12 protein-coding genes are annotated in these 17,363 nt (G+C 74.2%); 7 read left to right on the top strand and 5 right to left on the bottom strand.

Annotation, left to right across the window (positions count from 1 at the left end):
• Window positions 1–21 precede the first annotated feature (21 nt).
• Together CXY01_RS01695 and CXY01_RS21290 are read right to left on the bottom strand one after the other, a co-directional pair.
• Window positions 22–1,488 (bottom strand): dynamin family protein, encoded by a 1,467-nt coding sequence (locus tag CXY01_RS01695; protein WP_146925317.1) that lies wholly within the window; start codon window positions 1,486–1,488, stop codon window positions 22–24.
• Window positions 1,485–3,290 (bottom strand): dynamin family protein, encoded by a 1,806-nt coding sequence (locus CXY01_RS21290; RefSeq protein ID WP_146925316.1) that lies wholly within the window; start codon window positions 3,288–3,290, stop codon window positions 1,485–1,487. The genes CXY01_RS01695 and CXY01_RS21290 overlap by 4 nt, the downstream gene beginning before the upstream one ends.
• A gap of 98 nt (window positions 3,291–3,388) precedes the next feature.
• On the opposite strand from CXY01_RS21290, the gene CXY01_RS01685 reads away from it, so the two are divergent.
• Window positions 3,389–4,072 (top strand): response regulator transcription factor, encoded by a 684-nt coding sequence (locus CXY01_RS01685; RefSeq protein ID WP_146925315.1) that lies wholly within the window; start codon window positions 3,389–3,391, stop codon window positions 4,070–4,072.
• On the opposite strand, the gene CXY01_RS20760 is transcribed toward CXY01_RS01685, so the two are convergent.
• A complete protein-coding gene (locus tag CXY01_RS20760) occupies window positions 4,073–5,422 on the bottom strand; it encodes an NlpC/P60 family protein (RefSeq protein WP_186813254.1) in 1,350 nt (449 codons plus the stop codon).
• Between the two features lie 125 nt (window positions 5,423–5,547).
• Here CXY01_RS20760 and CXY01_RS01675 point away from each other — a divergent pair, with 125 nt between their 5' ends.
• A complete protein-coding gene (locus tag CXY01_RS01675) occupies window positions 5,548–6,111 on the top strand; it encodes a Pvc16 family protein (protein WP_146925314.1) in 564 nt (187 codons plus the stop codon).
• A gap of 57 nt (window positions 6,112–6,168) precedes the next feature.
• Here the strand turns inward: CXY01_RS01675 and CXY01_RS01670 are convergent, their stop codons facing one another.
• Both CXY01_RS01670 and CXY01_RS01665 read right to left on the bottom strand, forming a co-directional pair.
• Window positions 6,169–9,978 carry an eCIS core domain-containing protein gene (locus tag CXY01_RS01670; protein WP_146925313.1) on the bottom strand — a complete coding sequence of 1,270 codons (3,810 nt, stop codon included), beginning with the start codon at window positions 9,976–9,978 and terminating at the stop codon, window positions 6,169–6,171.
• A 4-nt stretch (window positions 9,979–9,982) separates the two neighbouring features.
• Window positions 9,983–11,914 (bottom strand): AAA family ATPase, encoded by a 1,932-nt coding sequence (locus tag CXY01_RS01665; protein ID WP_222594461.1) that lies wholly within the window; start codon window positions 11,912–11,914, stop codon window positions 9,983–9,985.
• A 159-nt stretch (window positions 11,915–12,073) separates the two neighbouring features.
• On the opposite strand from CXY01_RS01665, the gene CXY01_RS01660 reads away from it, so the two are divergent.
• The 5 genes from CXY01_RS01660 (at window position 12,074) to CXY01_RS01640 (ending at window position 17,354) form a co-directional block, all read left to right on the top strand.
• Window positions 12,074–13,639: a phage tail sheath family protein gene (locus CXY01_RS01660; RefSeq protein WP_246124929.1), complete on the top strand. Its 1,566-nt coding sequence runs from the start codon at window positions 12,074–12,076 to the stop codon at window positions 13,637–13,639.
• Between the two features lie 37 nt (window positions 13,640–13,676).
• Window positions 13,677–14,117, top strand: coding sequence for a phage tail protein (locus CXY01_RS01655; RefSeq protein WP_055914089.1), 441 nt, complete (start codon window positions 13,677–13,679; stop codon window positions 14,115–14,117).
• Window positions 14,114–14,518 carry a hypothetical protein gene (locus tag CXY01_RS01650; RefSeq protein WP_222594460.1) on the top strand — a complete coding sequence of 135 codons (405 nt, stop codon included), beginning with the start codon at window positions 14,114–14,116 and terminating at the stop codon, window positions 14,516–14,518. The genes CXY01_RS01655 and CXY01_RS01650 overlap by 4 nt, the downstream gene beginning before the upstream one ends.
• Window positions 14,455–14,676 carry a hypothetical protein gene (locus CXY01_RS01645; protein WP_146925312.1) on the top strand — a complete coding sequence of 74 codons (222 nt, stop codon included), beginning with the start codon at window positions 14,455–14,457 and terminating at the stop codon, window positions 14,674–14,676. Before CXY01_RS01650 ends, CXY01_RS01645 begins: the two co-directional genes overlap by 64 nt.
• Before the next feature lie 1,916 nt (window positions 14,677–16,592).
• Entirely contained in the window at window positions 16,593–17,354 is a 762-nt protein-coding gene (locus CXY01_RS01640) for a hypothetical protein (RefSeq protein WP_146925311.1), read from the top strand.
• The last annotated feature ends 9 nt before the right edge of the window (window positions 17,355–17,363 follow it).

Below are 17,363 nucleotides of genomic sequence, written 5' to 3'. Positions count from 1 at the left end.
AGTGCACACCCCGCCAGGCGTTCAGGGAAGGGTGGTCGCGGGCAGCCCCGCGACGATCCCCTCGCAGCTGCGCGCGACCAGCTCGGCCGTGCGGCGCAGGTCGGGCGTCGCCAGCGGGCTCGCCGCCCGGCGGTGCCAGCGCCGCAACGCCTCGATGGCGGCCGCCCGGACGTCCTCGTCGGGCACGGCCTCGTCCAGGCCCAGCCGTTCGTGCGGCGCGTCGCCGTCCACCCCCAGCAGCCGCTCCGCGTCGAGCGCGGCCGCGTCGTCACCGAGCTCGAGCTCGCCGGTACGCAGGTCGTCCAGGAGGCGCAGCTCGACCAGCTCGTGGGCGGCGGCGAGCACCTCCTCGACGCGTCGGCGCAGCGCACCCGCCGTCGGGACGGGCCGCGCCGCCAGGGCAGCCTCGACCGTCCGGACCGCGCGGCGCATCTTCAGCACGCCGGCCCGCGCGACGAACCGTTCGAGCAGGAGCGCGCGGACGTCGTCCAGCCCGCTGAGCCGGCGCAGGGCCGCCGCGAGCGTGGCCGCGTCGCCGGCGGACCCGAGCCGGACCAGGCTGACGCACAGGCGCACGCCGAACAGGCCGAGCACCTCGAGCAGCTCGGCGCGCACCTCGCGGGACGGCCCTCGGTCCGGCAGGGCGTCGAGGAGCCTGTCGGCGGACAGGAGCAGCGACGTCGGGGCGTCCGCCAGGGCGACGACGGCGGCGTGCTGGCGCTCCTGCAGCCCCGTCGACGCCAGCGCGAGGAGCCCCGAGACGGACACGACGGTTTGCACCAGCGAGCGCACCCGCGGGTCGGCCGAGTAGGTCTGCGCGATCCGGGCGGCCACCTCGAGGGAGTCCTCGCGCCCGCCGGCGATCTCGTCCGCACGCGACAGGACACCGACGGCGTTGACCGGCGACACCCCTGCGTCGTGCTCGTCGCTCATCGACTGCAGGAAGCCCACGTCGGCGGTGTGCAGGTGGCGCATGAGGTACAGCACCGCGTCCGCGCCCGAGCCGTCGTCCAGCAGGAACGCGTCGGTCCGCGCCGAGACCTCTCGCCGGGCCGACCCGATGCCCGGCGTGTCGATCAGCGTCAGCCGCTCCAGCCGCCGGTTCGGCGTCTCGACGACGAGCTGCGCGATCCCGTCCGCCTCCATCGCGCCCAGCTCGATCCGCGTCTGCCCTCCGGCCCGGAGGAACGGCACCTGCACGGGCTCGCCGCCGAACGGGTAGGCCCATGCGCGCGTGGCCGGCCCGTTGACGTAGCTGGTGACGATCCGGGTGCACTCGGTCGCGTCGGTGGCGGCCAACCGCTCGCCGACGAGCGCGTTGAGCAGGGTCGACTTCCCGGCCTTGACCCGCCCGGCGAACGCGACGCGCAGCGGGTCGTCCCAGCGGTCGAGCACGTCCTGGAGACCCGCTTCCTCCGGCAGGCCGCGGTAGGCCTCGACCGCGTCCGTGAGCAGCGCGCGGACGGCCCGCGACGTGGCGCTGCTCATGCCGCGACCGGGAGCCGGGCTGCGAGCACGGCACCCACCTCCCGCTGCAGGCTGCGCAGCGCGTCCAGCTCGGCGTCCAGCTCGGCGCGGCGGACGGCACGCGCCTCGTCGTCCCCGGTCAGGGACGTCGACAGGGACTCGACGGACCGGTTGGCGGTGGTGAACAACTCGGCCGCGCGGGCGCTGAAGGTCTCGCGCAGGCGGCGCTGAAGACGCCGGACCGCGTCGCGGGTGTCCTTGCGGGCCGCGATGTCGACCTCCTCGAGGTAGGCCGCGACGGCCCGGTCGGTGTCCGCCCGCAGCGCGCGCAGCTGCGCCTTCTGGGCGCTCTGCCAGGACTTGCCGGCCAGGACGGTGGACAGGACGAGGGCGGCGGGCAGGACCACCGGGAAGGCGAGGCCCAGCACGAGGCCCGCCGCGTGCGTGATCATCGCGCCGGCCGAGCCGCCGCGCAGTGCGACGAGACCCATGTCCAGGCGCGAGACGGACTGGGCGCCCGCGGGGGCGAACGCGACGTCCCGGACCGGACCGGACTCGTCCGTCCCGAGGTCCAGCCCTCGACGCAGGTCACGGGCCGCGGACCCGAACTGCTCCGCCACGGCGTCCGCCACCTGGTCGGCCTGGGCGCGGACGACGCTCTGGTGGTCGAGCAGCAGCTCCGTGGTCCGCTGCTGCAGCCAGGGGCCGAGGTCCGCGGCCAGTCGCGCCGGGGGCATCTGGGCCACCCGCTCGGCGGCCTCGCGTCGCAGCGACCGGATGCGCACCGTCAGGTCCAGCTCGACCTCCGCACCCACGTCGGCCATCCGGTCGAACAGCACCTGCTGCCAGCGCGAGCCGGCGCTGCGCAGGTCTGCGGCCTGCTCCCGCGCTCGCGCCCACGCCTGCCGCTGCTCCTGCGACGCCGCGTCGGCATCCAGGGCGCGGCGCTGTGCCGTCACCTCGGCGACCAGCTGGCCGACGACACCGGCCCCGACGGCCGCGGCCGCTGCACCTCCGGACCCCGAGACGCGCTCGTGCTCGGCGACGAGCCGGGCGGTCAGCTGCGGGTACCCCGACTCGAGCAGCAGCTCCCGGTCGCGGTCGCGCAGGCCGTGGTGGCGCAGCGGCGCGGACAGCGGCAGCAGGTCGACGTCCAGACCGGCGGCGGTCAGGTGCTCCGTGTCGGCCGCGAGGATGCGGCGCCACTGCGGGTACAGGTCGATGCGGGTGACGGCGCCGACCACGACCGGGCAGAGGGCGGCCGCCTGGGCGAGGAACTCGATCTCCGCAGCTCCCAGCTCGGCGCTCGCGTCGGTCACGAACACGAGCACGTCCGCGACCGCGAGGGCGCGCAGCGCGACGCCGGCGTGCGACGAGGCCAGTCCCCCGCTGATCCCCGGGGTGTCGACGAGCACGAGCCCGCCCGCGAGGAGCTCGCGGGGCAGCCGGATCTCGAGCGCGCGCGCCGCCGGTCCGCCGTGCCCGGTGGCGACGGTGTCCACCTCCGGGGCGGGCACGGCCGAGCCGCGGGCAGATCCCGGGCTCTCCTCCTGCAGCACGTGCGCCTCGAGCCGCTCGCCGTGCCGGACGTACGTGGGGATCGCGGTGGCGACGTCCGCGTCGGTCGCGCACACCCGGGCGCCGAGCAGCGCGTTGACGAGCGAGCTCTTGCCCTTCTTGAACTCCCCGCAGACGACGACCCGGCAGGCGGGGTCCGCCAGACGGGCCCGTGCGAGCTCGACCCTCTCGAGCAGGTCCGGGCGGTCGTGCCGCGCAGCGGCGCGGGCGATCGCCGCAAGCACGTGGTCCACGTCCGCCCCCATGTCCGCATTGTCCCTGCCGCACCACCCCCCGGGAAGGCGACCGCTCGCGTTGAGTTCTTGTGGAGCGGCTGTTGAGTCCGGCTGGGCACGCTGTCCGGGTGACGACGACGACACTGCGACGGCCGGCGACGACCGAGATCCCCGCTTTCACCGAGCCCGAGCCCCGGGTGCGGCTGCGCATCGGCGTGCAGGGCGGCGACTGCCTGACGCGCGCCGGCCTGCGGTCCATGCTCGGGGAGCTGCACGACCTGGAGGCCGCCGGCGCCGACGGGCACGTGGACATCGGCCTCGTGGTCCTCGACGCCGTCACCCCCCAGGGCATCGCCGCGCTGCACCAGCTGAGCGCCGTCCCCGGGGTGCGGGTCGTCGTCCTGCTCGGCGAGGTGAGCACCGAGGCGGTCGCGCTCGCCGTCCAGGCCGGCGCCGTCGGGCTGCTGCGCCGGCGCGAGGTCACCGCGGACAGCCTCGGGCACCTGCTGCGGTCGGTCGCGGCCGGCGAGGCGGTCATCCCCCCGGACCTCCTGGCGGCGCTCATGCCCCGGCAGGGTGCCGCCGGCCCCACCGCGACCGCCCCGCGGCTGCTGGCGATGGCGACGCTCACGGACCGCGAGCGCGACGTCCTGCGGATGCTGGGCGACGGGTCGGACACCCGGGAGATCGCCCGCGCGATGAGCTACTCGGAGCGCACCGTCAAGACGATCATCCAGGACATCACCCGGCGGTTCGGCCTGCGCAACCGGTCGCACGCGGTCGCGTACGCGGTGCGCCAGGGGCTGATCTGATCAGCTGCTGACGATGTCGTCCGCGGCGGGGCTGAGCGGGTTGCTCAGCGGGTCGGCCAGGTCGTAGCCGGCGCCGTACTCCGCCTTGTCGGTGAACCCGTCGGTGTCGGAGTCGGTGCCGAACGGGTCGGATCCCAGGACCGTCTCGAGCCCGTCGTCGAGGGTGTCGCCGTCGCTGTCGAGCCCGCCGGCCGCGCCGCCGTCGAGGGTCCCGTCGCCGTCCGAGTCCGCGGCGAGCGGGTTGGTGCCCAGACCGAGCTCGACGGAGTCGCCGATGGAGTCGCCGTCCGAGTCGCCCGTCGCGGCGCCCGTGCCGGTCACGAGCATCTCGTAGCCGTCGGAGATGCCGTCCCCGTCGCTGTCGACCAGGAAGAGGTCGAGGCCGAGCTTGGCCTCCAGGACGTCGGTGATGCCGTCGCCGTCGGTGTCGAGCCCGGGATCGACCGGGGCCGCGGTCCCGGTGCCGTCGGAGATGCCGGGGATGACCGCCGCGAACTGGAACCGCCGCTCGCTGGCCTCACCGAACAGCACGCCCTTGCTCGGGTTCATCGCCTCGATCGTGCGACCGTCGCCCATGCTGATCGCGACGTGCGCGTTCCCGGGCCGGCTGCTCTCGCCGGGCTGCGGCTCCCACGGGAAGTTGAACAGCAGCGCGCCGGGGGTGTCGATGGCCTCCTCGACGGGGACGACGAGGCCGAGCTCCTTGAGCTCGAGGTACTGGCGCCACGAGGCGTGCGGCAGGTCGACGCCGACCCGTCCCGCGGCCCAGCTGACGAGGCCGGAGCAGTCGAAGGTCTCGGGATCGGCGTCGTCGACGTCGACGTTCGCCCCGAAGACGTAGGTGTCCCCCGCCTGGGCGGTCGCGGCGTCCAGGAACGCCTGCAGCGAACCGCTGGGCTGCCAGTCCCCCGCGGCTGCGTCGGCCGCGCCGCCGCCGGACCCGCCCGCAGGGGTCGCGTCCCCGTAGCCGTCGGTGCCCGCCCAGGAGCCGCCGACGGGGTCGCCGTTCAGCTGGGCGGCCACCTCGGCCTCCGTGCGGTAGCTCAGGTACCGCGCACCCGCGCCGCCGTGCGTGACCGTCCAGGGCGAGATGTCCGCACCTCCGCCCGACACGTCGAACGCGGCCTTGGCGTTGGCCAGCGGGTCCGACAGGTCGACGCCCTGGAGGTCCGGGTGGGCCGCGACGTTGATCTGCCACAGGCCGCGCGAGTCCTCCCCGACCGCGTTGTGCGCGCCGGTCTCGCCGCCGGACTCCGCCAGGGCGATCGCGGTCATGGTCGCGGCCTCGTCCGGCTCGAACCCGGCGAGGCGGGCGAACCTGTAGATCTCCCGCGCCTCCAGAACGCTCACCCGTCCAGGCTAGGCCGGTGCCCCGGAGGAGTGAACGGGCGTCGCGGGTGGTCTTGGCTGCCCCTTCGGGCACCGCCGCCCGCACAGCGTGTCGCCCCGGGCGGCGCCCGGCGGACGATGGGGCGATGATCTCCGACGTCGACGCTGCCCTCAGCGCGCTGCTGCGTGAGGAGGTGCTGCGTGGGCAGAGCGCCGACATCGCGTTCGACGCCCCCACGACCGAGTGGGCCTCCCGTCGAAACGGGCCCGTGGTCGACGTGTTCATGTACGACATCCGCGAGGACGTCGAGCGGCGCGACGCCGCCGCCCAGCCGGTGCGCGACCAGCGCGGCCGGATCACCGGCCACCGCCCGGGCCCGCGGTACTTCCGGCTCTCGTACCTCCTGACCGCCTGGACCAGCCGGCCCGAGGACGAGCACCACCTGCTCGGGCAGATGCTGGAGAACCTCGTGCGGTTCGACCGCATCCCCGCAGCGCACCTGACCGGGCGGCTCGCCGACGAGCAGGTCGTCCTGCAGGTGGCCCTCCCGCCCGGTGAGGACCGGTCGCTGACCGACCTGTGGAGCGCACTGGGTGGGGAGATGAAGCCGTCGCTGGACGTCGTGCTCATCGCGCCGCTGCAGCCGGCGAAGGAGTTCGTCGCCGGGCCGCCCGTGCGGGAGCGGGACCTGCGGGTCGTGGAGCGCTGACCACAGCCCAGCCGGACGAACCCCCTTCGACCCAGCGGGAGACGGGTGCTCGTGCCGTTACGAGGACCAGCCGAGCTTCTCACCCAGCCGGGCGGCGATGGCGGCGATCTCCAGCCGGCGCGGTGTGAGGGAACCGCCCGCGTCGAGGCCGGCGATCTGCCAGCGCGCCGCAGCGAGCTGGCCGAGTCCGCTCTCGGTGATCTCCTCGTCGGTCCACTCGGTGCTGAACGAGCGCAGGTCCTGCTTCCAGATCTCGAGCTGCTCCTCGAAGATCTGCTTGAACGCCTTGGTCTGGCCTGCCCTTTGCGCCATCGCGGTGCACGCGTTCTTCAGGTACTCCAGGTCCTCGTCCGGGATCCGTGCCTGCCGCCGGTACGTCCCGGTGGCCGCGAGCACGAACGTCGTGCCGGCGGCGTCCGGTCCGAGCTGGCGCCTGGCGTCGTTGATCGCCTCCACGAGCCAGGTGACGCAGGAGATGCACGGCGTGCGGTTGATCATCAGGGTCACCGTCGACGTACCGTCCGGTCCGCGGTTCCTCGCGGCGGCGATCGCGTCGGTCCACGTCGAGCCGCGGACCAGGCCCTCCTCGGCGTGCACCCCTCCACCGCTCGAGCTGAGCTCGCCGATCCGCGCCCCGTTGACGGCGACGGCGGCGTAGGACGCCATGCTGGCGCGGGACAGCGCCGCCTTGAGCTCGTCGAGCTCCGCGTCGGTGTCGAGCGACTCCGCCGAGAAGATCTGGTCCCACCTGATCCGGCGCAGCTCGGGCGGGCTCGCGGAGGCCTCGATCGCGACGTCCATCGTGGTCGCGTCGGCCACGTGCACCTGGAGACCCTTCAGACCGCTCGGCCGGTTGGTGTTCAAGGTCGCCGCGAGGTAGGCGTGCAGGCTGGTGACGTCGTTGATGTCTCCTGCCGTCATGCGGGCCTCGACCAGGTCAAGGACGCGGCGCTTGATCTCCTCCGGTGGCAGCCCGGTGGGGATGGCGCCGTCCGCGGCCACGGGCTGGGGCTCGGGCTCCGGTGCCGCAGGGTCGGCGGGGGCTCCGCCGGTCAGCGCGTCCAGCGCCGCGCGGCCCAGGGCCATCGCCTGGTCGAAGAGCCAGTCGAGGGCCTGGTCCACCAGCTCGCGCAGGCCGACGATGATCTCCTGCACCTTCTCGGGCACGTTGCCCAGGCCGACCTGGTTGGCGAGGAACCCGATCGCGACGGGCACCGCGCTGGCCAGCCCTCGCTCGAGCATCGCGGCGCCGGGGGCCACGTCGCCGCGGGCCACGGACGCGATCGTGGAGACGTACTGGTCGACGATCTCGAGCAGCTCGCGCAGGTAGTCGATCGCGGACTGGACGGCGTTGAAGAACGCGATGGTGCCGTTGATGACGGCCATGATCCCGGTGGGGTCGAGCATCGAGAGCAGCCGCGTGACCACGCGGTCGACGATCTCCCGCATGATCCAGTCCTTGGCGGTGGTCAGGATCGTGTCCCACAGGGTGCTGAGCTGGCCCTGGATGAACTCCCAGACGGCGGTGATGCCCCGCTCCTGGACGTCCTTGATGAAGGTCCACGCCCCGCTGAGCTGGTCGAGCGCGCCCCGGATCTGCGCGACGCGCTCGAGGCCGATGCGCTCCCCCAGCTTGGTCCAGAGGGTCTCCGTGGTGACGCCCAGCACCTGGATGACGAGCGTGATGATGTTCTCGACCGACAACGACGTCGGCGGCTCGATGCCCAGGCCGCGCAGCCCGCGGAACAGCCAGCCGCTCAGACCCTCGAGCAGGTAGGTCGCGATGTTGCCGAAGAAGCCCTCGAACCCGGCCTTCATGGCGGCGACGACGTTCTTCAGGAAGCCGACGGGGTCGTTCTTGATGTCCTCGATGGCGGCGGTCGCGTTGGCGATGATGTTGCCGAGCAGCTCGGACGGGAAGTTCATCAGCTCGAGGATCAGCCGGACGACCACCTGGATGACGACGCTGACGAACTCGGCGATCCGGTTCAGCGGGTCGCCGAACGCGGCGACGATCCGGTCGAACGTCTCGACCGGCGACAGCAGACTCTGCAGGGTCACCGAGTTCCAGATGCCCAGGAACGTGCCGGTGATCAGGTCCCAGGAGATGTTCAGCCGCGTCATCGCCGACTCGATCGTGGTGGCCGCGTCGCCGATGACGCCCGACTCCGCGAGCTCGTCGTACATGGCCTCGCCGCCGGGCAGCAGCGTGATGAACCCCTTGATCAGGTTCTCGGCGGTGCGGGGGACGGCCTCGTCGGTGAACGGGTTGCGTTCCAGGATCACGGTGAGCAGGTGGAACCCGGGGACCTTGTGCGCGTGCTCGCTCGCCCAGCCCAGGAGCGACTTCTTCACCAGGTCCAGGACCTCGACCAGGATCGTCTCGGCGAAGGCACCGACGTCGCGCAGCAGCATGAAGGCGCGGTCGGCCAGCGACGTGATGTTCTCGATCAGGTTCGGCAGGTTCTCCGGGCTGATCGCGGCCCACGCGTCGGCGAACAGCGCACCGGTGCGGCTGAGCAGGTCGGTGAACACGGACCACTGCTTGTCGAGCCAGTCGGCCGTCTTCTGCAGCGTGTCGCGCTCTGTCATCTGCGCGAGCACCTCGTCGCGGTGCACGAGCCTGAGGAAGTCCCCGAGGATCTCCACGGTCGGCGCACTGACGTCCTCGTCGCGCAGCGGGTCGTGGTGGAACACCTTCTTGGCGAGGTCCCAGTACGGCGCGATCTCGGGGCGCTGCAGGAGCGGCTCGGCGACGTCCGCGACCACCTCGCGGACCTTCTCGATGACCGCGTCGATGACGTCCGAGACGAACGCCCGGATGTCGGCGACGATCGCGTCGACGTAGCGCTCGACGATCGCGACGTTCCCGTCGATCCCCTCGGTGACCCCCATCTCGTCCCACGCGGCGGAGATGTCGTGGCCGATCCGGGACAGCGTGAGGTCGTGGGCCGCGAGCGCGTCCATGAGCAGCGACATGATGTCGCCGAGGACGTCGATGGTCTGCAGCAGCGGCCCGACGGCGGCACCGAACGGGCCGAAGGTGAGGAGCTTCTCGACGAACTCCGTGCGGCTGACCGTCGCGGGCTCGTCGGTGAGGGGGTCCTTGCCGGTGATGACGGTCAGCAGGGTGTAGCCGGGGATCTCCTGGGCGGCGGACGTGACACCGTCGATGATCCAGTCGGGGATGAGGTCGGTGACCTCGAGGTCCCGGTAGACGGCGACGGCCTGCTGCTGGACGACGTGGGTCGCCTCGTGCGCCATGAGCTCCAGGTCCGCGGACGACTCCCCGTCGCCCAGGAAGATGTCCGCCCCGACGGTGAAGGCGCGGGCGTGCAGCTCGGCCGCGGCGGCGCCCACCTCGGGTCCCTGGTGGACGCGCACGGCACCCAGGTCGGCGCCGAGGTGCGGCTCGACCTTCGCCTGGACCGCGGGGTCCATCGGGACGCCGGCCCCCGGGCTGGCGACGAGCGACGTGACGGTGGTGGACACCTCGACGTCCCCACCCGCGGCGACGTCGGCGGACGTGTCCTCGCGCGCGACGGCGGACCGCGCCAGGGCCGGCTCGGCGGCCCGCGCGATCGCCGCCGGGGGTGCGGCACCGTGCGCGACGCGCGACGCGACCGCCTCGGCCTCCCGCTCGACGGGATCGCCGGGGTGCGTGACGGCGAGCGTCGAGCGGGCGAGCCGGTTGCCCCCGCCGCTGAGCAGGGTCGCCCGGGCGGCTCCTCCGTCCCGGGCGAGCCGGGCCATCCCGGCGTTCGACGTCGGCGCCCCTGCGCGGGCGGCGGTCGGGGGCCCGGTCCGTCCCCGGGCCTGTGCACCGGGCTCCCGGTCCAGCGCGTCCCGGGTCTGGGTCGCGGGCACCGTGTCAGCGTCCTGACCGCACGACGTCGAAGTACCGCGCGAACTCCGTCTCGGTGGACAGGTGTCCGAGCTTGACGAACTCGCGCTGCATCGCGAGCACGAGGCGTTCCATGGTGATGGGGCCACCGTCGTCGGCGGCGGAGAACGCGGCCCCGAGCGCCGCGTTGCGGATCACTCCCCCGGTGACCTTGAACTGGCGCGCGAGGAAGTCGAGGTCGAGGTCCTCCACGGGTGCCCCGGCCGGGAAGACGAGCTGCCAGATCCGGCGGCGCTGCTCCTCGTCCGGCGCGAGCACGTTGACGGCGACGCCGATGCGGCGCAGGAACGCGTCGTCGATGTTGCGCTGCAGGTTGGTGGCCAGCACCACCAGCCCGTCGAAGGTCTCCAGCCGTTGCAGCAGGTAGGCGACCTCGATGTTGGCGTAGCGGTCGTGCGCCGACGACACCTCGGAGCGCTTGCCGAACAGCGCGTCGGCCTCGTCGAAGAAGAGCACGACGTCGCCCGCGCCGGCCGCGGCGAAGATGCGTTCGAGGTTCTTCTCCGTCTCCCCGATGTACTTGCTGACCACCGACGACAGGTCGACCTTGTACAGGTCGAGGGCCAGCTCGCGTGCGACCACCTCGGCGGCGAGCGTCTTGCCGGTCCCGGACGGTCCGGCGAACAGCGCGACGACGCCGGTGGACGGGATGGCGGGGAAGCCCCACTCGCCGAAGACGGTCCGCCGCCGCCGGTACCGCGCGACGAGCTCGCGCAGCTGGGACTTCTGCGCGTCGGGGAGCACGAGGTCGTCCCACCCGCGCCGTGCGCGCACGCGCACGGCGAGCCCGTCGAGGTGTCCGCCGGCCAGCCGGCGCAGGTTCGCCTGCACCGCGGCCGGGTCCCCGCCGTCGCCACCGGCGACGAGCCGGAGCTGCTCGCGGGTGAGGCGGGCACCGCCGGACTCGGTGGACCCCGTGCGGGCCAGCCAGTCCTCCGGGCCGGCCTCGCCGTCGAGGACGTGCACCTCCCGCCACCGCCGCTCGGGCAGCGCCTCGAGCGGGAGCTCGCGGGGCGACGACAGCGCAAACGTGAGGTGCGGCGCGGTCTCGATCCGTGCCGCCGCCGTCGGTTCCGGCGGCCCGGTGACCTCGAGCAGCACCGCGCACCCGTCCACCGTCGCCTCCCGCACGACGGCCGCCCACTCCGCGGCCGACTCCGGGACGGACGTGGCGAGCAGGGGTCGGCCGGCGAGCTCGGCACCCACCGCCCGACGGCGGCTCTCGGCATCGGCCCCGTGCACCAGCAGGAGGGCCGGTGGAGGCGGCCGTCGCCCTCGGGCGGAGCTCTGCGCCGGCACGCGCCGCGTCCGCGGGGGCAGGTCCGGGTCCGGTGCGCCCACCCCGAGGACCGCCCAGACGAGCCGCGGCGCGACGCCGCACATCCGCACCGCCCACGGGCCGGAGTCCTCCACGGTGACCAGCTCGGCCACGCGCAGGGGTGAACCGGGCGCCACGGTCGGCGGCCCCGCCGGCCCGAGCGCGCGCGCGAGCAGCGCGAGACAGGGGCGCGGCAGCTGGACCGAGTCCTGCACGTAGGCGACGACCCGCTGACGCTGCGGGTCCAGCTCCACCGCGGTGAGCAGGGCGATCGTCTCGACGTCGGGCGGAGCCAGGCCGGCGTTGCGGCAGGCGCGGGCCAGGGCGTCGGCGCTCTGGGCGCACCAGAGCGCGAGGGCGGCGCGGGCCTGGTCGACGAGGGGAGCGAACAGGTCCCGCACGGGAGCAGCGGCCTCCGGGCCGGGCCCGTCGAGGCCGGGCAACGACCGCAGGATCGTGTCGAGGTCGTCGTCGTCCACGTACATCCCCGCGAAGTCCCGCGGGGGCACGCCGGACACGACGCGGCACAGCGCTGCCTCCCGCTGCAGCACCAGGTCCGCGAAGCGCTCCCAGGGCGTCACCTCCCTGTCGTAGCGCAGCGGGCCCGCCAACGGCGCGCGCCTCCCCCACGAGTGCGCGATGGGGCAGCGAGGGCGGCGCGATGGCGCGACGCCCGGCCCCTGTCCGCGGCGACCGCGCGGGATGAGGCTGGGTCCCACACGTCGACGGAGGGGAACGCCATGGCCACGCTGAGCAGCATCCGGTCGCCCGGTGTCTACATCCAGGAGCTGCCGGCCGGCTCGCGCCCGATCGAGGGTGTCGGGACGGCCATCGCGGCCTTCGTCGGCATCACCGCCGACGGGCCGTACGACCAGGCGATCAAGGTCGCCAACTGGGGTCAGTACACCGCGACCTTCGGCACCTGGGTGGAGGGCGCCTACCTGCCGAACGCCGTCTACCAGTACTTCAACAACGGCGGCGGCTCGGCGTACATCACGCGGATCGGCTCCGTCAGCTCCGACGAGGGGGCCCGGGCGAGCGCCGAGCTGACCAGCGCGCTCAAGGCCGGGCAGGGCGTCTACCGCATCGAGGCGAAGGAGCCCGGCGGCGCCGGTGACACGATCACCGTGACCGTCGAGCCCAAGCACGAGCAGGAGCCGCCGCCCGAGGGCGAGCAGGCACCGCCGGCCGACGAGGTGTTCACGCTCGTCGTGCAGCGGGGCGACACCGTCGAGCGGTACGAGGGGGTGACCCCGCGCAAGGGCGGCAACAACGTGGTGACCGCGCTCGCGGAGTCCGCGCTCGTGCAGATCAGCGAGCTGGGTGGCTCCTCGATCGTCGAGCGCGTGCCCACGACGGGTGCGCTCGTGCTCTCCGGAGGGGCGTCCCTGCCGGCCCGGCTCACCCCGGACGACTACCTCGGCGACGTCACCGCCCGGTCCGGCATCGCCGGGCTCGAGGCTCTCGACGACGTCACGATCGTCGCGGTGCCGGACCTGGTGGCCGCGTACGAGGCGGGGCAGATCGACGCCGACGGCTTCAAGGCGGTGCAGAGCGCGCTCATCACGCACTGCGAGACGCAGAAGGACCGCGTGGCCATCCTCGACACCCCGCGCGGGCTCAACGCCCAGCAGGTGCTCGAGTGGGTCAAGGAGAAGACCCGGTTCTCGTCGGCCTACGCCACGACGTACTGGCCGTGGCTGTCCTTCTGGGACCCGCTGGCCGGCCGCGCACGGCTGTTCCCGCCGAGCGGCGCGCTCGCGGGCATCTGGGGCCGCAACGACGACACGCGCGGCGTCCACAAGGCGCCCGCCAACGAGGTCGTCGCCGGGGCCCTGGACGTCGAGCTCAACATCACGCGCGTCGAGCACGACGACCTCAACCCCGCGGGCATCAACGTGATCCGGGCGTTCCCGGGCCGCGGCATCACGGTGTGGGGAGCACGGACGCTGTCCGACGACACGACCTGGCGGTACATCAACGTCCGGCGGCTCTTCAACTACATCGAGTCGTCCGTGCTGCGCGGGACGCAGTGGGCGGTGTTCGAGCCGAACGACCTCGACCTGTGGCAGCGGATCAAGCGCACCGTCAACGGGTTCCTGCTCGGGCTCTGGCGGGACGGCGCCCTCTTCGGCGCGACCCCCGACCAGGCGTTCTACGTCAAGTGCGACGAGGAGACGAACCCACCCGACGTCGTCGACGCCGGGTACGTGGTCATCGAGATCGGCATCGCACCCGTGAAGCCGGCCGAGTTCGTCGTGTTCCGGGTGAGCCAGCTGCCGACCGGCGGCGCGGTCCAAGAGTGAGTCGTGCAGGTCCACCTGACAGCGAAAGGACGACACCATGCCCATCGGTGAGGACGCACTCGCGAACTACGCCTGGCAGATCGAGGTCGACGGGATCACGCTCGCCCAGTTCAAGGAGGTCTCGGGCCTGAGCATCGAGGTCTCCGTGATCGAGCACCAGGAGAACAAGCCCAAGGGCATCCCGGTGATGAAGAAGCTGCCCGCGGCCCAGAAGTTCAGCGACATCACGCTCAAGCGCGGCATGACCACCGACAAGGGGTGGTGGGCCTGGGTCAAGGAGGTCCAGGAGGGCAAGATCGACAAGGCCCGCCGCGGTGCCGCGATCGTGCTCTACGACTACGAGCGCGGCGAGAAGATGCGGTTCAACATCACCAACGCCTGGCCGTCGAAGATCAGCATCGGCTCGCTGCAGGCCGGTGGGTCCGAGGTCACCGTGGAAGAGGTCACGCTCGTCCACGAAGGCCTCGCGGTGGCGTGAGCGCGACCATGTCGGTCGGCACGCCCATAGCCCTCCAGACGGAGTTCAGCTTCGAGCTGCCCATCGGGTACGAGGACGACGAGGGCCGGGTGCACCGCTCGGGGGCGATGCGCCTGGCCCGCGCCCGCGACGAGATCGTCCCGCTGCGCGACCCCCGCGTGCGGGACAACGAGGCGTACCTGACGGTGCTGCTCCTCGCGCGCACGATCACGCACCTCGGCGACGTCACGTCCATCACGCCCGCGGTCGTCGAGAACCTCTTCACGCCCGACCTCGCGTTCCTGCAGGACCTCTACCGACGGATCAACTCCGAGGGCCACACCACCGCGTCGGTGACGTGCCCCTCCTGCCACGAGGAGTTCGCCGTCGACCTGGCGGGTGGTCCGCCGGGGGAATCCTGACGTACGCGACCGCTGACCTGCTGGACGAGGTCGCGTACCTGGCAGCCGTCCTGCACTGGCCCCTCGACACGCTCCTCGACCTGGAGCACCCCGACCGGGCCCACTTCCTGGCGTACGCGCACCGGATCGTCGACGAGGCCGAGGAGGAGGAGCCGTGAGGCGATGGCCGTTCGCCGCGCGGGCCACCGCAGATCCCCCCGCTGCGCCCTCGCCGGCCGCTCCCCGGGGCCGGTCCTGGGACACCGTGCCGGCGATGGTCCCGCGCTCCCTGTCGCTGCAGCCGGTCGCGCGCAGCGCCGACTTCAGCCGTGGCCTGGGCACCCGCCAGGCCTCCCCGGTGGTGCTGCGGGCGCCGGAGCACGCCCTGGCCCGGCACCCCGGTGGGCACGTGGACGGCCTCGTCTCGCACGCCGCCGTACCCGCCGTGCCGGCTCCGCAGCCTGTCGCCGTCCCTCGTCGAGGGCTGGTCGGACGACGGCGGCGGTCCGCCGCTCCCGACGACGGAGTGGTCGGGCGCTCCGTGGACGACGCCGACACCTCGGCGCCGGCCGCCGTCGCAGCGCCTCCGGTCCTGCCGGTGGTGGCGCGGACGGCAGCTGCCGACAGGCCCGCGAGGCCGTCCGGCCCGTCCGGCGGCACGGCACCGAGCTCACCCGCCCCACGGCCACCCGCACCGCAGGCATCGGCGGCGCGTGCCGTCGTGACGCGGTCACCGACCACGGCGGCGCAGGCACGCCCCGCACGACCATCGACCGTCGCACGGTCCTCGGTACCGCCGTCGGTGGACGCTCCCCCGCCGCGACCGGGTGCGCGGCAGTCGACGCCACCCCCGACGGTCGCTCGGTCGACGACCTCGCGGTCGACGGCGTCGCCGTCCACCGTTGCGGGGGGCGCACCGTCGCCGACGACGGCTGCGCGGTCGGCAGCGTCTCCGACGACGGCCCCGGAGTCGGCACCGTCGCCGACGACGGCTGCGCGATCGACGGCGTCGCCCACGGTCCCGCCGGCGTCGCGCCCCGCGTCGGCCGTCCCGCGGTCGGCAGCAGCGCCGCCGACCGTCGGGCGCATCGGTCCGCCGTCGACGGTCGCGCGGTCGTCAGACCTGTCGTCGCCGAGCGGGCACACGCCGTCGCCGGGGTCGGCGACCGTGCCGGCGCACCCCGCGGAGCCGGCGTCCGTCGCGCGGGCGCTGGATCCGCCGACCGTGACGCCCGACCGTGCCGGCTCCACCGCACCGCTCCCGCGCTCCGTGCCGGGTCCGCCGACCCGCGCGGCGCGCACTCTCGACCCGGAGCGCGGTACTCCCCCCGCGGCCCGCTCGCAGAGCCGGGGGGCGTCACCCGGACCGGGCGCGCCGTCGACCACGTCCGGCGAGCTGCTCGCCCGCGCGAGCGAGCCGACGTCCGCGCCGGGAGCCGCGGTGCCTGCCCGGACAGTTCCGCGCACTCCCACCGCGCACACCTCTCCCGGCCGCCCGGTCCGAGCCGGTTTGCAGCCACCGGTCCACCGCGTCCTGGACGCCGCACCCGGCCCCGCACCTGACCCGGCGACGCCACACATCGCGCCGACCGAGCGCCTTCGACCGGCCGCACGTGCCGTGCCGAACCGGGTCCCGCTCGGCTCACCGGCGGCTCGGTCGGCCACCCCCGCAGTCGAGGCACCGGCGGACGACCCGGCGTCTGTCGTGCCACCCGCCGCGTCACCGTCCGCGGTCGCACGCTCCGCGACCCCCACCTCCGGCGCCGCACCGGCGTCCCCGGACGACCCGCTGGTGGCCCGGGCGGTGTCCCCGGGTGACGCAGACCTGCCCCGATCCCGCCCGGTCACCCCGGTCCGCCGCCTCGTCGCAGGCCCGATCACGCCCTCGTCCGTCCCCGTCCGACGCACCGTCGAGGCCGTGCGGCCCGGGTCCGCGGCGGCACTCCCACCGACGTCGGTCGCCCGGTCGACAGCCCCCACCCCCGGGGCGCCGCACCCGACGACGCCGGTGACGCGTTCCGTCGTCCCCGCGAGGCCTCGTCCCGGTCCCGACGGCATCCTCCCCCGGTCCGTGCCCACCGCGTCCACTGGACCAGTGACACCTGGCGCCGTGCTGTCGCGCGCTGCGGCGCCCGACAACCACCGCGCGACCCACGCGTCGACCGCCGCGATCGTCGCGCCCTCGTCGCGACCCGCTGCCGACGGAACCGGCCCGGGAGTGCCGGAGGCGCCTCGCCCCGCGACCGCGAGCACGCCGGCGACGCCGGACGTCCGACGGCTCCCGACGACCGAGGCGCGGTCCGAGCCCGGCGCACCCACCGCACGGACGCTCGCGGTGGCGCACGGTGCACCGGTCACGGCACGACGCACCACGCCGGACACCCCGGGCCGGTCTGCGGTGCCCCGTGGTCTCGGCTGGCCTCCCGCGTCGTCGGAGCCGGGCGCTCCCGCACGCTCGACCGCGGCCGGCATCGTGGGACGGCTCGTCGCGGACGAGATCCCGGGCGAGGCCCCGCACGACACCGCGCCCGACCCGTTCGACGCCGGCGCCGTCGCCGTCGCGGAGGGGATCGCGCGCCGGGTCGACCCGACGGAGGTCCGGTTCGCGGCGCCGGGGCAGGCGCCGGGACCGGGACCGGCGTCGGCGGTCGCCCGGGCCGCGACCGCCCTGGCCGAGCGGGCACCCGAGCAGCAGCGCGAGCAGCAACCCGCCGAGGTCGTGGCGGCGGGGCCGGCCGCGGCACCGGCGCAGGACCTGGGCGCTCTCGCGGACGAGCTCTGGGAACGCCTGGAGCTGCGCCTGCGGACCGACCTGATGCTCGAGCGTGAGCGTCGCGGCACGTGGCCGGACGCCTGAGGAGGTGAC

The sequence above is a fragment of the Cellulomonas xylanilytica genome (assembly GCF_007989805.1).
GTDB classification, from domain to species: domain Bacteria; phylum Actinomycetota; class Actinomycetes; order Actinomycetales; family Cellulomonadaceae; genus Cellulomonas; species Cellulomonas xylanilytica.
Note: the sequence above shows the minus strand (reverse complement) of the source record. Positions and strands in the feature narration are given on the sequence as shown.

What these genes read in the sequence shown, in the direction of transcription:
- CXY01_RS01660 (WP_246124929.1), top strand. Translation starts at nt 12,074, where the DNA reads ATGGCCACGCTGAGCAGCATCCGGTCGCCCGGTGTCTACATCCAGGAG.
- CXY01_RS01675 (WP_146925314.1), top strand. Translation starts at nt 5,548, where the DNA reads ATGATCTCCGACGTCGACGCTGCCCTCAGCGCGCTGCTGCGTGAGGAG.
- CXY01_RS21290 (WP_146925316.1), bottom strand. Translation starts at nt 3,290, where the DNA reads ATGGGGGCGGACGTGGACCACGTGCTTGCGGCGATCGCCCGCGCCGCT.
- CXY01_RS01695 (WP_146925317.1), bottom strand. Translation starts at nt 1,488, where the DNA reads ATGAGCAGCGCCACGTCGCGGGCCGTCCGCGCGCTGCTCACGGACGCG.
- CXY01_RS01655 (WP_055914089.1), top strand. Translation starts at nt 13,677, where the DNA reads ATGCCCATCGGTGAGGACGCACTCGCGAACTACGCCTGGCAGATCGAG.